The following is a 15468-nucleotide window of genomic DNA, read 5'->3' on the forward strand; positions in this document are numbered from 1 at the left end:
GTTTCAGCCCGTCCGGCGTTTGAGGACCGGGTCCGGGCGGAGCCCGGTACTTCAGCCTCGCCGGCGTTTGAGGCGCGGGTCCGGGCAGGGCCCGAGATCAGGCCGCAGCCGCGGGCTCGGTCTCGCGCGAGCCGGCGGCGGCCGGGAGGCGGGCGACCCGCCACCACGCGGCCACGGCCTTGAGCGCCGAGCCGGCCGCCAGGCCCCACGCCGCGCCCGTCACGCCCCACACCAGGTACCCGCCGAGCAGCAGCCCCACCGACACCAGCGAGAAGACCACCTGCAACGACAGCGTGGCCTTCGGGGCGAGCACCCGCAGGGTCAGCAGCGCGCACGTGCCGAGCCCCATCACGGCGTACTGCGCACCCGTGGCCGGCAGCAGAGCGGACGCCGCCGCCCAGGTGTCGCCGAGGAGTTCCCGGCCCAGCCGCGGCGGCAACAGGTACAGGACCGTCGCCCAGCCCGCGCCGACCGCCGCCAGGACCAGCCCCAGCGCGGCCGTGGCCCGGACTGTGGCCCGCCTGCCGCCGAGCCGCCCGAGCACCGGCGGCCCGAACGCGTTCGCGGAGTTGAACAGCACGTTCAGCGGCCCGAAGAGCGTGGTCGCTCCCCGCAGCGCGCCGACGGCCAGCGGCGTCGCGAAGACACCGAGGCCCAGTACGGCGAGCTGGCTGGAGCCGTTGCCCACCGCGAACTCGACCACGAAGCGCTGCCCCAGGTGCCCCCGCCGCAGGTACGGCCGCAGGTCCGCACGGGTGCCGCGGACGTACGGCCGCAGCAGCCACAGCCCCAGCCCCAGCGCGGGCAGCGCGGAGAGCCCCCACGCGAGCACCAGCCGCCCCGCCGAGGCACCTTCGGGCTGCACGGACAGCGCCGCGACCACGCACACCAGCCGCAGCGCGTCGGCGGCGAGGGCCCGTTCGGGGGCGCGCAGCGCGGAGAAGCAGTACCGCAGGCCGTCCTGGAGGAGCACCAGCGGCAGGACGAGGCCCAGTGCGAGGAAGGCCGTCCCGGTGGCCCCGGCCAGTGCGAGGCCCACCACGAGCAGCAGCGCGCCGACGGCGGCCGACGCGGCGGCGGTGAAGCCCACGGCCGAGCGGCACCGGGCGCCGAGCTGCTCGCCCTTCTCCAGTACGAGGCTCTGGCCGACGTAGGCCATGTTCAGACCGAGGAGCACGCTGAAGGTCACGTACACCATCGAGAAGGCGGCGAACCCGGATGCCGAGGACAGCCGGGCGGCCAGCACCAGCACCAGGATGTTGGTGGCACTGGATGCTGCCTGGTCCAGGACCGATGCGACGGCGGCGAGGCCGCGTCGGCTCATCTGCGGCCCATGCGGACGGTGCGCAGCGCAACGGTGTCGGTGCCGTCACCGGGGATGTGCTGTTCGGGCTCGGCCACTTCGTAGGGGATCGGCTGGGGCTGCGGCACGGGCTTGCCGGACTTGCCGGCGCCGGGGGTCCCGGGACCTCCGGCGGGGCCGGCGGGGGCCGGGCCGCCCTTGTCCTTGCCCCGGCCGCGCTTCTCGCCGGGCAGCGGTGCGTGCAGCACCGCGCCGAGCACGGTGCCGCCGGCGCCGCTGATCAGTTCGCGGATCCGGGAGAGGTCGGTGCGGTGGATGGCCCGCGGGTCGCAGACGACCAGGACGCCGTCGACCCGGTCGACGAGGGCGAGGGCGTCGGCGTAGGAGAGCACGGGCGGCGCGAGCACGACGACGGTGGAGTTGGGGGCGTCGGCCTCGGAGATCAGCCGGGTGGCGCGGGCGGAGGTCAGCGCGCGCGGCACGTTGCGGGCCCGGTCGCCCGGGATGAGGTCGAAGGTGCCGGACTCCCCGGCGTCCACGACGAGCTGGCGTCCGTCGGGCCATTCGGAGTCCGAGTGGCGTCCGCCGGCGCCCGGGCTGCCCGGGGTCTGGCTCCAGCGGGGCCGCCCGCCGGCGTCGGTCGGCAGCTGGCTGGCCAGGACCGGGGTGCGCAGGTCGGCCTCGATGAGGAGCACGTCCTTGCCGGTCTCCGCGAAGGAGGCGGCGAGGTTCACGGCCACCGCGGCGGCGGTCTCGCTGCTGCCGCGCGGGGCGACGACGAGCAGGCGGCGCCGGTCGGCGAAGCGGGCGTCGTAGGCGAGCCGGAAGGCCACCGAGCGGTACTCCTCGGCGAGCCGGGGATCGGCCTCGCCGGCGGCGAGCAGCGGTCCGCCGCCCGTCCGGTCCCGCGGCAGGTATCCGAGTACGGGGGCGCGCAGGGCCCTGGCCACGTCGCCCTCGGAGCGCGGAGCCGGGTCGAAGACGAGGCGGACCCAGGCGGCCAGCAGGCCGAGCGCGAGGCCCACGGCCGCACCGAGCGCGAGCGACATGACGATGCCCGGCCCGTCGGTCGCGGTGGGCGCCGTCGCGGCGCTGGTGACCCGGCCCGGGGTCATGTCGAGCGCCTCGAGCTTGGTGATCTTGCCGTTGTAGCCGCCGACCTCGCTCTGCAGGTCGGTCTTGGCGGAGGTGGCCGCGTCGCGTCCGGAGCCGGCCGGCATCCGGGCGATCTCCTTGGAGAGCTCGTCGAGCTGCTTGGCGATCGGGTCGCGCTGCTCCTTGTAGCCCTTGACCATCTTGTCGCGGGTGGCGTCGAGGGACTCCTGCCGCTTGAGCAGGTACGCCTCGGTCATCGCGTTGGCGCGCTTGGCGGCCTCCTTGGGGGAGTCCGCCGTGTAGGTGAAGCGCAGCACCATGGTCTGCGGCGGGTTGGTGACCTGCAGGCCGCTGCGCAGGGCGGCGAAGCCGGACGCGGTCACGCCGAGCTTCTTCGCCGCCTCGTTGGCTATGGAGGAGCTGAGCGCGACCTGGCGCTCCGAGCCGATGTTGATCGCCTTGTCCGGGGCGAGGCTGGGGTTGAACGGGTCGTCGGTGGGCGCGCGCAGGACGACGTCGGCGGTCGCGACATAGGTGTCGGCCGTGGAGATGCCGAGATAGACGCCGCCCAGCAGGCCGATTCCGATGCCCGCGCCGATGAGCCTGCGGTAGCGCAGGAGCTGCCGGAACTGGTCCCTGAGGAGATCCGGTTCGTCCTCGGCCGGTGCCGCTGCAGGGCGGTTCGTCTCGATCACGGCCGGGGTCCCCCAAGTGCTTCGTCTATCAGTGCGTCGATGCGGGCCAGGCCCGCTTCGCGGCTCAGATGGGCCGCCACGTGGCGGGGTCCGGCCGCTCCCAGTGCGTCCGCGCCTTCGGGGTCCTCGGCCAGGGCCCGTACGGCCTTCAGCAGGGCCTCCGGATCCTCCGGCGGTACGAGTACCCCCGCGCCCGAGCGTTCCACTTCCTGGGCGGTTCCGCCCTCCGCCGCCACGGAGGCGACGACGGGACGGCCGGTCTGGAAGTAGGAGGTGAGCTTCGACGGGACGCTCATGTCCAGCACGGCGGCGTGCTGCGTGACCGCGAGAACGTCCGCCGCCGCGAGGATATCCGGGAACTCGCCGTCAGCGGCAGGGGGGATGATGTCCAGATTCGGCACATCCGCGGAGAGGTCGGCGAGGGCCGCCCGCTGGCTGCCGTCGCCCATCAGGACGAAGCGGACGCTCGGATCGAGGCGGGCGGCGCCCACGAGGACTTCGAGGCCCTGCTTGAGGCCCATGTTCCCGGAGTGCAGGACGACGGTCTCGCCGGGGGCCCAGCCGAGGTGGTGGCGGGTCTCGCCGCGCGGCTTGGTGGGCACCGGCACGTGGGACCAGTTGGGGACGAGGCGGATCCGGTCCGGGTCCACGCCCATGCCGACGACCCGGTCCACGAAGGTCTCGTGGATGACGCCGACGAGGGTGGCCCGCTTGAGGGCGTACGCCTCGGCGCGGCCCGCGATCGCGGCGGCCTTGTCGCCCCCGCTGATTCCGCTCTGTGCGGCGGCGGCGCCCATCAGGTCCTGGACGACCGGGACGTACGGGACCTTCCACCGCGCCGCGAGCCGGGCGGCGAGCACCCCGCCGGCCAGGCTGGGCATCTGGGCGAGGACGGCGTCCGGCTTGGGCATCCGGGGCGGGGCCACGGCGCCGTGCAGCAGAATCGATCCTTCAAAAAGGGCCCGCTTCACGGCGGTCTGCCGCGGCGGCACGGTGTGCGCACGCCGGTGCACGGTGACCCCCGCGCGCTGTTCCGTGCGCTGGAACGCGCCCTTGTACTCCGGTTCGAGTGACCACGCCGGGTAGTGCGGCATGCCGGCCAGCACGTGCGTCTCGTGACCGAGATCCGCCCAGTGCTCCGCGATCTGGGTGGCATACGGGCCGATCCCCGCGTGCTCCGGAGCGTAATTGGTGGAAACCAGCAGCATGCGCCGCTGACCGGATCTGGACACCGTGCGTCCCCTCTTCCCCTGGATGATGCGCACGTCACCCTATTCGTTCACCCGCGTGGTGCGGAACGTGCACGCTATTGTCTGCTAATCCGCTGCACCGGGGGGTGTGGCTGCTGGGGGTAGATGATGACGGAGCACGACATGTCCGACCTTGGCGCGCCTGCGCGTCGACCGTATCGAGTCGGCTACGCGCCCGGCGCATACGACCTGTTCCACATCGGGCATCTCAACATCCTTCGGCACGCCCGGAGTCAGTGCGACTATCTGGTCGCCGGCGTCGTCTCCGACGAGATGGCCGAGCTCGCCAAGGGGCGCCGCCCGATGATCCCGCTCGTCGAGCGGCTGGAGATCGTCCGCAGCGTGAAGTACGTCGACGCGGCCTTCGTCGAGACGGTGCCCGACAAGGTGGAGACGTGGAAGCAGGTCCGCTTCGACGTCATCTTCAAGGGCGACGACTGGCGCGGCACGCCCAAGGGGGACCGGCTGGAGAAGGACTTCGCCGCCCACGGAGTCGACGTCGTGTACTTCCCCTACACCGTGCACACCTCCAGCACCCAGCTGCGCCGGGCACTGGACGCGCTCGCGGAACCGGCCGCGGCCCCGGGTCAGGTCACCGGCGAACGGCGCTGAGCTCCCGGAACCACTTCGCCAGGAACGCCAGCAGGAACAGCGCGGCGACCGCGCCCAGTCCCGCGTACGCCCAGGCGAACAGCTTCCCGCCGCCGAGCAGCAGGAAGACAAGGCAGAACACCCCGTAGTCCACGGGGAGCAGGGCCACCGCGCGCGCGGTCGACGGCGCGGCGGCAGGGCTGCCGGGGGCCGGCTTCGGCTTGAGCTTCTCGGTCAGCAGCCCGCCGAAGAAGGTCACCACCGCGGCGAACTGGAAGCCCAGCGGCACCAGCAGCCAGAACTCCCCGCCCGTCCCGTACGCCTCGGGGAAGCGGTAGAAGGCGATCAGCACGCAGGAGTGCAGGGCCGTGAGCTTGGCGGCGTCCACGACGTGGTCGAGCCATTCGCCGGCCGCGCTGCCGCCCCCGCGCAGCCGGGCCAGTTGTCCGTCGGCGGAGTCGAAGGCGAAGCCGACGGCCAGGGCGGCCCACACCGCGATCCCCAGCCCCCACGAGGGCGCGGCCAGCGCGACCGCGGCCACGGCGGCGAAGCTGAAGACGGCACTGATCAGCGTCACCTGGTTCGGGGTGAGCCCGAGCGCGTACGAACCGGCGGCCAGATACCGGCCGACGGGCCGGTTGACGAACCGGGAGTAGAGCGAGACCCCCTTCGCCGACTTCTGCGCCCCGCGCAGTTCCTGCAGCGCGGTCGTGACTCTGCCCATGCAGGGCCCCCCTCCGAGACGATGTCGAACACATCATCGCAGCACGAACAAACGGGCTGGTTCCGGATGTGCGGCCACGTCCGGAACCAGCAGGACGACCGGGTCGCCGCGGGGCTCAGCCCACCACCTTGAGCAGCAGCACCGACCGCGCCGGGACCGTCAGGGTCTGCCCGCCGCTGTGACGGGTGCGGGGAGGATCGGACTGCGCCTCCAGGGAGGTGTCCAGGACGACCTCGTACACCTCCGCCCACGGCGCCCCCGGCAGGACCCACTCCGCCGGCCGGTCCCCGGTGTGCAGCAGCGCGAGGAAGCTGTCGTCCGTCACCGGCCGGCCCCGCTCGTCACGGCCCGGGATGTCGCGCCCCGACAGGTACATCCCCAGCGCGGCGGCCGGCGCGTACCAGTCCCGCTCCGTCATCTCCGCACCCGCCGGGGTGAACCAGGCCAGGTCCCGCAGCCCGTCCGCGCCCTGCGAACGCCCGGAGAAGAACGCCCGCCGCCGCAGCACCGGATGGGCGTGGCGCAGCGCGATCAGCCGGGAGGCCAGGGCGAAGAGCGACTGCCAGGCCGGATCCTCCAGCAGCGACCAGTCCACCCAGCCCGTCTCGTTGTCCTGGCAGTAGGCGTTGTTGTTGCCGTCCTGCGTCCGCCCGAACTCGTCCCCGGCCACCAGCATCGGCACGCCCGTCGACAGCAGCAGGGTGGTGAGCAGGTTGCGCAGCTGGCGGCGCCGCAGCACGCCGATCCGGGGATCGTCGCTCTCGCCCTCCGCCCCGCAGTTCCACGACCGGTTGTCGTTGGTCCCGTCCCGGTTCGCCTCCCCGTTCGCCTCGTTGTGCTTGCGCTCGTAACTGACCAGGTCGCGCAGGGTGAAACCGTCGTGCGCGGTCACGAAGTTCACCGAGGCGTACGGCCGCCGCCCGCCCCACGCGTACAGATCGCTCGACCCCGACAACCGGTACCCGAGGTCCCGTACGTCGGGCAGCGCGCCCCGCCAGAAGTCCCGTACGGCATCGCGGTAGCGGTCGTTCCACTCCGTCCACAGCGGCGGGAACGCCCCCACCTGGTAGCCGCCCGAGCCCACGTCCCACGGCTCGGCGATGAGCTTGACCCGCCGCAGCACCGGATCCTGGGCGATCACCGCGAGGAACGGCGACAGCATGTCCACGTCGTGCATCGACCGGGCCAGCGCCGCCGCCAGGTCGAAGCGGAAGCCGTCCACTCCCATCTCGGTGACCCAGTAGCGCAGCGAGTCCGTGATCAGCCGCAGCACGTGCGGGCGCCCCGCGTGCAGGGTGTTCCCGCACCCCGTGTAGTCGGAGTACCGCCGCTGGTCGGACTGGAGCCGGTAGTAGCCCCGGTTGTCGATCCCGCGCAGCGACAGCGTCGGACCGAGCTCGCCCGCCTCCGCCGTGTGGTTGTAGACCACGTCGAGGATGACCTCGATCCCGGCCGCGTGCAGGGCCCGGACCATCCGCTTGAACTCCCCGACCTGCTGCCCGGCCGTACCGCTCGAGGAGTACCCCGCGTGCGGGGCGAAGTAGCCGACCGAGTTGTAGCCCCAGTAGTTGCGCAGCCCCCGGCGCAGCAGGTGGTCCTCGTGCGCGAACTGGTGCACCGGCAGCAGCTCGACCGCCGTCACGCCCAGCCTCGTCAGGTGCTCGATCGCCGCCGGGTGGGCGAGCCCCGCGTACGTGCCGCGCAGTTCCTCGGGAATACCCGGATGGCGCATCGTGAAGCCGCGCACGTGCAGCTCGTAGATCACCGAATCGGCCCACGGGGTCTTCGGCCGGACGTCGTCCGCCCAGTCGTCGTCATCGTGGACGACCACGCCCTTCGGGACGAAGGGAGCGGAGTCCCGGTCGTCGCGCACGGTGTCCGCGATGTACTGCTGCGGCCAGTCCCGGACGTGCCCGTACACCTCCGGGGGCAGCACGAAGTCCCCGTCCACGGCCCTTGCGTACGGGTCCAGGAGCAGCTTCGCCGGGTTGTACCGGGCGCCCGTCCATGGATCCCAGCGGCCGTGCACCCGGAATCCGTACCGCTGCCCGGGGCGTACGCCCGGCACGAAACCGTGCCAGATCTCGTGCGTGTGCTCCGTCAGGGCGCAGCGGGTCTCCCCGCCGGCCTCGTCGAAGAGACACACCTCCACCGCCTCCGCGCCCTGGGCCCACAACGCGAAGTTGGTGCCCGCGGTCCCGTCCGGACCGTGATGGAACCGGGCCCCCAGCGGATGCGAGGACCCGGGCCACACCGGGGCCCCCGGGCGCGCGTGCGCCCGTAACACCTGCCCCCTGACCTGGCCGTTCGGCCGATCCTTCGGTCGGCCGTCGATCTGCGGTACGGGCGCGGTCTGGCCGCCCCGCACCGCTTCCACGGCATTGCTGACGGCTTCCACCGCCTCCTGCTCGGCTGCGCTCGACACTGCCCGCCTCCACGGCTCCTGGGTACCGGCGGGGGTAGGGGAGAGTGCGGCCCCGGCGTCCCGGCCTGGGCCCGCCCCCGTCTGGTCCTTCCCACTGTTCTGCCCGGACAGTTCTGCCCGGAACGTGGCCCGCGCTCACGTTTCCCCCGCAGCGCCCGGTCGTTGGAGGGATCGTGACACTTCTGACGAGGCGGGCAGGGGCGGGCTTGGCCGCCGTGGCGGCATGGGCGGGGCTGCTGGGCGGGCTGTCCGGATGCACCCAGGACGGCAGGGCTCCGGTCGAGATCCAGCTGCCCGGCAAACCCCGCTCGCCGGACGAGGCCATCCGCATCACCCCCGACGACAACGCGAAGGGGGTTCCCGCCGACGGGCGGCTGTCGGTCACCGTGCCCGAGGGCCGCCTCGAGCGGGTCGTGGTCACCAAGGTGGAGGACGCGCAGCAGGAACAGGTCCCCGGCGCCATCGCCGCCGACGGGCTCAGCTGGAGCCCCGACCCCGCCTCCGGGCGGCTCGCGCTCGCCGCCAAGTACACCGTGGACGCCGTCGCCCTCGACGGGCACGACCGCCGGCAGGCCCGCCACACCACCTTCACCACCTTCGTTCCCGAGGAGCGGTTCATCGGCTACTTCAAGCCCGAGAACCGCTCGACCGTCGGCACCGGCATGATCGTCTCCTTCCGGTTCAGCCAGGCCATCGAGCGCCGCGCCGAAGTGGAGCGGGCCATTTCCGTCACCGCCGACCCGGGCGTACAGGTCGTCGGCCACTGGTTCGGGCGGGAGCGGCTCGACTTCCGGCCCAAGGAGTACTGGAAGTCCGGCACCAGGGTCACCGTGAAGATGGACCTGCGCGACATCGAGGGCGCGCCCGGCGTGTACGGCATCCAGGACAAGACGATCACCTTCAACGTCGGCCGCTCCCAGATCTCCACCGTCGACGCGGCCGCGCACACCATGGAGGTCCGCCGCGGCGGCCAGCTGGTGTCGACCGTGCCGATCAGCGCCGGGGCGCCCAAGACCACCACGTACAACGGCAAGATGGTGGTGATGGAGATGTTCGACGTCACCCGCATGAACGGCCAGACCGTCGGCTTCGGCGGCGAGTACGACATCCCCGACGTCCCGCACGCCATGCGGCTCACCTCCTCCGGGACCTTCCTGCACGGCAACTACTGGTCCAGCCCCGACAGCTTCGGCACCACCAACCTGAGCCACGGCTGCGTGGGCCTGCGCGACGACAAGGGCGGCGGCTCCGACACCCCCGCGGGCTGGTTCTTCGACCGGACCCTGGTCGGGGACGTGGTGGAGGTCGTGAACTCGCAGGACAAGACGGTCGCCGCCGACAACGGGCTGGGCGGCTGGAACATGTCCTGGGCGGACTGGGTCGCCGGCTCCGCCATCGCCTGAGCACCGGCGGCCACGCCCGGGAGGGTGATCGGTGTGATCGAAATGCCGTAGCCGAGAGTGTCCCCGCCGCACCCCGCCGAAGCCTGCCCCCAGCCTGTCAGGGCACATCAGGGCAGCAGGCAACGGACGGAGCGTCATGTCAGCTAGGAATTGGACCCTCGGGATCGCGATCGGAGCCGTCCTGGCCTCCGCCGCGCCCGCGGCCTCCGCGGAGGGTCCCGGTGGCGACCGGCCGGCGGCGGTCGCCAGAGCGCCGCTCCCCGGAGGGCTGGGGCCCTGCGTTCCGGGCGACTGCCCCGACCCGTACCCGCCCATCGGCACCGACGGCGTCCCGCAGGGCCGGGACAACGGCATCAACATCTTCGCGGGCGGCGACTTCCGGGTCCGCGGGCGGGCCTCCGAGGCCGAGGGCCGGCTCGTGGTCCTCGGCGACTTCGACCAGAACAAGCAGGGGGGTGGGGACAGCCGGTACAACGTCGGCATCGTCGGCGCCGGATCGAGGGTGCCCCCGCCCGTCGGCGCCGACTTCCTCACCACCGGCGGCTCGATCACCCTCGCGGCCGGGGAGCGGCTGCTCGCCGACGGCGGCGCGGTCCGGCACGCGGGCCCCGTCACGGGCGTGGTGACGGGCCGCCTGATCCCCGACCGCGCCGCGGTCACCCCGTACGCGGGACTGCGCGACCGGCTCGGCGCCGCCAGCCAGTGCTACGCCCGGGTCGATGGACGGCCGCGCCCGGCCACCGGCACGGCCGTCAACAACGGCTACGAGACCCTCTTCACCGGCGACGGCTCCTCCCCGCTCCAGGTCTTCAACGTCGACGCGAACCTGGTCGGCAACGGGGGAGGCCAGCAGGGCGTCCGGTTCGCCCGCATCCCGGACACCGCCACCGTCCTGGTGAACGTCCTCGGCACCACCCGCACGATCAACACGTACAGCGGTGGCATCCAGGACACCGACCCCCTCAACGCCTACCGCGACCGGCTGCTGTGGAACTTCCCGGACGCCACCACCGTGAACCTGACCGGCGGCGGCCAGTTCCAGGGCAGCTTCCTGATCGGTCAGCCGTCCTCGGAGACCACCGTCACCCTGCCCGGCATCAACGGGCGCTTCTTCACCACCGGCTCCGTCACGCACACCAGCGCGCCGACCGGCGGAGGCGGGCAGGAGTTCCACGCCTACCCCTTCGACGGCGACCTGCCCGAGTGCGGCGGCCCGGCCCCGGTGACCGGTGTGGTCTCGGTCCTCAAGCGGGACGCGGGGACGGGCGCGGCACTGGAGGGGGCGCAGTTCGAGCTGTGGCGCGAGACGAACAGCACGGAGGGCCTGCAGGACACCGCCCCGGGGGCCGACACCCTGGTCACCGAGTGCACCACGCCGGCGACCGGCATCTGTGAGCGGGTCACCGCCCCCGGTACGTACTACTGGCGCGAGACGCGGGCGCCCCTCGGCTACGACCTGCCCGCCGACCGGGTGCACACGCTGAACCTCACGGCCGAGAACGCCGCGGCCGGGGTCCGGTACGTGGCGGACAACCAGCGCACGCCCGAGCCGTCGGACGGCGCCCGGGTGGTGCTGCGCAAGACCGACGGGGCCACGGGCCGTGCGCTGTCCGGCGCACAGTTCGAGCTCTGGCGGGAGAGCAACGACGACACCGGGCTCCAGACGGGCGCGCCGGGCGGCGACACCCGCCTCGACGGGGTCTGCGTGACGGACACCGAGGGCACCTGCACGGTGGAGCTGCCGGTCGGGCAGACCTACTACTGGCGGGAGACGGTGGTCCCGGTCGGGTACGAGACCCCGGCCGACCCGGTCACCCGCTTCGACCTGGACCGGGGCGACGTGGCGGGCGGCATCGTCGTCACCGTCCCGAACACCCCGGTGAGCGAGGAGTACGAGGGCTCGGTCCGGGTCGTGAAGCAGGACGCCAGGACCAAGCGCCCGCTGGGCGGGGCGGTCTTCGAGCTGTGGCAGGAGACCAACAACGTCCCGGGCCTCCAGACGCGCGGCATCAACGCCGACCGCCGGGCCGCTCCGGGCTGCACCACCGACCGGACCGGCGTCTGTGACTTCGGCCCGCTCCCCGAGGGCTGGTACTACCTGGTCGAGACGGCGGTCCCCGGAGGCTACGTACTGCCCGCCGACCGGGTCACCGGCCCGCTGCGGCTGGACATCGGCACCCCGGACCGGCGCATCGTGGTCACCGTGCGGAACAAGCCCGTCGACCACGGCAAGGACCAGCACGGGAAGGGTGACCACGGGAAGGGCAAGCACCCCAAGCACCCGAAGGGCAAGCACCCGAAGGGCGACCACGGGAAGGGCAAGCACCCGAAGCACCCGAAGGGCGACCACGGGAAGGGCAAGCACTCCAAGCACCCGAAGCACTCCAAGGGCCCCCGGGCCTGAACCCCTCGGCGGCCGCCCCCGGGCATTGGCCTGAACACCCACCGTCCCCCGGCCACGGGGGCGGTCGCCGCACCACCTCTCCGGGCAGTTGGGACGGAACGGTGACAAGACCGTGGCTCATCGTGATCCCTCCCTGTGATTACCTGTCAACAAGCGCGCGACAGTCCGCGCGCGGGGGACATGGGGAGAACACGAGTGAACCTGCAGCCGATACGCGGCCGCGCCCGCACCGGGTTGCCGGCCCTTCTGCTGGGGGCGGCCCTGCTGTTCACCACCGCCTGCAGTGGCGGGGGCGGGGGCAACAGCAGCGGCAGCGGCGGCGACAACAGCGGGGGTGGCGGCAAGACCGGTACCGAGGCCTCCAAGGCGGTCGTCAGCGTCAAGCCCGATGACGGGGCCAAGGAGGTCGCCACCAGCGGCGTCCTGAAGATAACGAGCACCGGCGGCAAGCTCACCACCGTGACGGTCGCCGACACCAAGGGCAACGCGGTCGAGGGCAAGCTCGCCGACGACGGCGCCAGCTGGGAGCCGGCCCGCCACCTGGCCTCCGCCACCGAGTACAAGGTGCACGCGGTCGCCAAGGACGAGGGCGGCCGCGAGTCCGCCAAGGACACCAGCTTCACCACCCTGACCCCGACCAACACCTTCGTCGGCCACTACACCCCCGAGGACGGCTCCACCGTCGGCGTGGGCATGCCGGTGTCGATCAACTTCACCCGGGGCATCACCAACCCCGAGGCCGTCGAGAAGGCCATCACGGTGACGGCCGAGCCGGCCGTTGCGATCGAGGGCCACTGGTTCGGCAACGACCGCCTCGACTTCCGCCCGGAGAACTACTGGGCCGCGGGTACCAAGGTCACCGTGAAGCTCGCCCTCGACGGGGTCGAAGGCCGCCCCGGCGTCTACGGCAAGCAGACCCGTACGGTCACCTTCACCATCGGCCGCTCCCAGGTCTCGACCGTCGACGCGAGCGAGAAGGAGATGCAGGTCGTCCGTGACGGCCAGGTCCTCAAGACCGTCCCGATCACCGCGGGCGCCCCGTCGACGACCACCTACAACGGTCAGATGGTCATCAGCGAGAAGTACAAGGTGACCCGGATGAACGGCGCGACCGTCGGCTTCGGCGGCGAGTACGACATCGCCGACGTCCCGCACGCCATGCGACTGTCGAACTCCGGCACCTTCGTCCACGGCAACTACTGGGCCTCCTCCGGCACCTTCGGCTCGGCGAACGTCAGCCACGGCTGCGTGGGCCTGCGCGACCAGCGCGGCGGCGGCGACCCCAATGCCCCGGCGGCCTGGTTCTTCAACGAGTCGCTGATCGGCGACGTGGTCATCGTGAAGAACTCGAAGGACAAGCAGATCGCCCCGGACAACGGCCTCAACGGCTGGAATATGCCGTGGGCGGAGTGGATCAAGTAGTCACGTCACGGACGTCCCGCACGTCCCGCACGTAGTCGAAGTGGCCCGGTGCTGTGACCCACAGCACCGGGCCACTTCGCGTTAACCGGCGCTAACCTGGCCCGTATGACCCTCTCTCTCGAAGTCTCCGAAGGCGTCGGCACCATCCGCCTGGACCGGCCGCCCATGAACGCCCTGGACATCGCCACCCAGGACCGGCTGCGCGAGCTCGCGGTGGAGGCGACCGACCGGGCCGATGTCCGCGCGGTCATCATCTACGGCGGCGAGAAGGTGTTCGCGGCGGGCGCGGACATCAAGGAGATGCAGACGATGGACCACGCGGCGATGGTCGCCCGGTCCCGCGCGCTCCAGGACGCCTTCACCGCCGTCGCCCGCATTCCCAAGCCCGTCGTCGCGGCCATCACCGGCTACGCCCTGGGCGGCGGTTGCGAACTCGCGCTGTGCGCCGACTACCGGATCGCCGCCGACAACGCGAAGCTCGGCCAGCCCGAGATCCTGCTCGGCCTGATCCCGGGCGCGGGCGGTACCCAGCGGCTGTCCCGCCTGGTCGGACCCTCCAGGGCCAAGGACCTGATCTTCACCGGCCGTATGGTCAAGGCCGACGAGGCGCTGACCCTCGGCCTGGTCGACCGGGTGGTGCCCGCCGCCGAGGTGTACGAGCAGGCGCACGCCTGGGCCGCCAAGCTGGCGCAGGGGCCGGCGATCGCGCTGCGCGCGGCCAAGGAGTGCGTGGACGCGGGTCTGGAGGCCGACATCGACACCGGGCTCACCATCGAACGCAACTGGTTCGCGGGCCTGTTCGCCACCGAGGACCGCGAGCGCGGCATGCGCAGTTTCGTCGAAGAGGGCCCGGGCAAGGCGAAGTTCGTCTGAGCCGGCTCCTCGCCGGAGTGCTCGGCCGGCGCGGGCGGTCCTCCCTGTGGGTGGATTAGCCAGGACTTAAGACAGCCTTAAGGGGAATCGGTGATCCACTTGCTGTGATCACGTCTGTGCGGCGCGTCACCGCAGGTCAAGGGGCGCGCCGGAACCTTCCGATTGCCTCCCGCATATGACAGAACACCCCCTCGGAGTCGTTGAATCCGGGGGGTGTTTTCCTGTGGAACGGCCCGGGAGGGAGGGTCGGCCGTCCATGATGGGTGCATGGCGGGCCTGGAGGGTGTGGAACAGCCGCGGCAGCGCGGCAGCGCTTCGGCGGTACGGCTCACGGCGGCTGTTGAGGACGAACAGGGTCTCAAAGCGCTGGAACTGTACGGCAATCCGGCCGAAGCGGAAGTGACGTTGCCGTCCATGCCGGAGTCGGCGAGCACCGCGCGCCGGCTCACCCAGTGCGTGGTGATCCGCCTCTGGGGCCTCTCTCCGCAGATCGCCGAGCATGCCGTCCTGCTGGTCTCCGAGCTCGTCGGCAACGCGGTCCGGCACACCGGGGCCCGCTCCTTCGGCTTACGCATGCTGCGGCGCCGCGGCTGGATCCGGGTGGAGGTGCGCGACCCCTCGCGCGGACTGCCCTGCCTGATGCCGGTCCATGAGATGGACACCACCGGCCGGGGGCTCTTCCTCGTCGACAAGCTGTCCGACCGCTGGGGCGCGGACCTGCTGCCGCGCGGGAAGATCACCTGGTTCGAGATGCGGGTCGCCGACCGCCAGAACGCCTGAAGCCCCCGTGCGCCGTGTGCGGCGATGTGGGGGCTTCATGGGTGCGCCGAGGATCGAAGGGGGTGTGATCCTCGGCGTGGTGACTTCGCTCGGGTCAATGGGGAAGTCGTGCTTCCGACTATGGCAGACGAGGGCCCAAACGCCAAAAGTCCCTACTTGGACATAAGTGGGCAAATCATAAGACTTTCTAGCTAAATCCTAGGTGAGGTGGGCCACTCACCTCGTAATCAACGAATAAGTATCGACTGCTCTGTGTAAATCGTTGATCACATAGCGACCCGACCACCCGGTTGGCCTCTTCTGGAGAACATCCTGAATTGGGTCAATCATTACCTTCCGGGTCATCCACCCCTTAAATGGGCAGGTGCTCTCACAACCAGGCCGCCGCGCGGCCCTGCGCGTGGCCCTGCGCGCGGGCGGTCTCGGGACGGCCGGCGCCGCCGCGGCCGGCCTCACCGCCGCCTGCGGACCGGGTCGACCCGCCGCCGCGCCCTCCGGCGCGC

The 15468-nt window shown here is 71.9% G+C and carries 11 protein-coding genes; 6 read left to right on the forward strand and 5 right to left on the reverse strand.

The window, feature by feature from the left end:
- Positions 1-97: 97 nt before the first annotated feature.
- From ACWGE1_RS33620 to ACWGE1_RS33630, 3 genes are read right to left on the reverse strand one after another with little or no spacing between them, the layout of a single operon-like run.
- Positions 98-1324 carry a hypothetical protein gene (locus ACWGE1_RS33620; RefSeq protein ID WP_453424242.1) on the reverse strand — a complete coding sequence of 409 codons (1227 nt, stop codon included), beginning with the start codon at positions 1322-1324 and terminating at the stop codon, positions 98-100.
- Positions 1321-3093, reverse strand: a complete 1773-nt coding sequence (locus tag ACWGE1_RS33625; RefSeq protein WP_453424243.1) for a lipopolysaccharide biosynthesis protein — start codon at positions 3091-3093, stop codon at positions 1321-1323. Before ACWGE1_RS33625 ends, ACWGE1_RS33620 begins: the two co-directional genes overlap by 4 nt.
- A complete protein-coding gene (locus tag ACWGE1_RS33630; RefSeq protein WP_453424250.1) occupies positions 3090-4301 on the reverse strand; it encodes a glycosyltransferase in 1212 nt (403 codons plus the stop codon). Before ACWGE1_RS33630 ends, ACWGE1_RS33625 begins: the two co-directional genes overlap by 4 nt.
- 165 nt (positions 4302-4466) lie before the next feature.
- Here ACWGE1_RS33630 and ACWGE1_RS33635 point away from each other — a divergent pair, with 165 nt between their 5' ends.
- A complete protein-coding gene (locus tag ACWGE1_RS33635; RefSeq protein ID WP_453424244.1) occupies positions 4467-4955 on the forward strand; it encodes an adenylyltransferase/cytidyltransferase family protein in 489 nt (162 codons plus the stop codon).
- Here the strand turns inward: ACWGE1_RS33635 and ACWGE1_RS33640 are convergent.
- Positions 4936-5658 (reverse strand): CDP-alcohol phosphatidyltransferase family protein, encoded by a 723-nt coding sequence (locus tag ACWGE1_RS33640; protein ID WP_453424245.1) that lies wholly within the window; start codon positions 5656-5658, stop codon positions 4936-4938. The two genes, ACWGE1_RS33635 and ACWGE1_RS33640, sit on opposite strands and share 20 nt — an antisense overlap.
- A 115-nt stretch (positions 5659-5773) precedes the next feature.
- Positions 5774-8083 carry a glycogen debranching protein GlgX gene (gene glgX, locus ACWGE1_RS33645; protein WP_453424246.1) on the reverse strand — a complete coding sequence of 770 codons (2310 nt, stop codon included), beginning with the start codon at positions 8081-8083 and terminating at the stop codon, positions 5774-5776.
- 182 nt (positions 8084-8265) lie between these two features.
- Here glgX and ACWGE1_RS33650 point away from each other — a divergent pair, with 182 nt between their 5' ends.
- From ACWGE1_RS33650 to ACWGE1_RS33670, 5 genes are all read left to right on the forward strand, one after another.
- Entirely contained in the window at positions 8266-9486 is a 1221-nt protein-coding gene (locus tag ACWGE1_RS33650) for an Ig-like domain-containing protein (RefSeq protein WP_453424251.1), read from the forward strand.
- Between the two features lie 136 nt (positions 9487-9622).
- Positions 9623-11890 carry a choice-of-anchor A family protein gene (locus ACWGE1_RS33655; RefSeq protein ID WP_453424247.1) on the forward strand — a complete coding sequence of 756 codons (2268 nt, stop codon included), beginning with the start codon at positions 9623-9625 and terminating at the stop codon, positions 11888-11890.
- 195 nt (positions 11891-12085) lie between these two features.
- Complete coding sequence (locus ACWGE1_RS33660; protein WP_453424248.1) at positions 12086-13312, forward strand: L,D-transpeptidase; 1227 nt, start codon at positions 12086-12088, stop codon at positions 13310-13312.
- Between the two features lie 105 nt (positions 13313-13417).
- Entirely contained in the window at positions 13418-14185 is a 768-nt protein-coding gene (locus ACWGE1_RS33665; RefSeq protein WP_453424249.1) for an enoyl-CoA hydratase/isomerase family protein, read from the forward strand.
- A gap of 267 nt (positions 14186-14452) precedes the next feature.
- Positions 14453-14965 (forward strand): ATP-binding protein, encoded by a 513-nt coding sequence (locus ACWGE1_RS33670; protein WP_382537679.1) that lies wholly within the window; start codon positions 14453-14455, stop codon positions 14963-14965.
- Positions 14966-15468 lie beyond the last annotated feature (503 nt).

This window comes from Streptomyces sp. NPDC054932 (genome assembly GCF_053610205.1).

Bases quoted from the DNA above. Each gene is read 5' to 3' on its own strand.
- ACWGE1_RS33655 (WP_453424247.1), top strand. From the start codon at position 9,623: ATGTCAGCTAGGAATTGGACCCTCGGGATCGCGATCGGAGCCGTCCTG.
- ACWGE1_RS33620 (WP_453424242.1), bottom strand. From the start codon at position 1,324: ATGAGCCGACGCGGCCTCGCCGCCGTCGCATCGGTCCTGGACCAGGCA.
- ACWGE1_RS33640 (WP_453424245.1), bottom strand. From the start codon at position 5,658: ATGGGCAGAGTCACGACCGCGCTGCAGGAACTGCGCGGGGCGCAGAAG.
- ACWGE1_RS33630 (WP_453424250.1), bottom strand. From the start codon at position 4,301: ATGCTGCTGGTTTCCACCAATTACGCTCCGGAGCACGCGGGGATCGGC.
- ACWGE1_RS33670 (WP_382537679.1), top strand. From the start codon at position 14,453: ATGGCGGGCCTGGAGGGTGTGGAACAGCCGCGGCAGCGCGGCAGCGCT.
- ACWGE1_RS33665 (WP_453424249.1), top strand. From the start codon at position 13,418: ATGACCCTCTCTCTCGAAGTCTCCGAAGGCGTCGGCACCATCCGCCTG.
- ACWGE1_RS33635 (WP_453424244.1), top strand. From the start codon at position 4,467: ATGTCCGACCTTGGCGCGCCTGCGCGTCGACCGTATCGAGTCGGCTAC.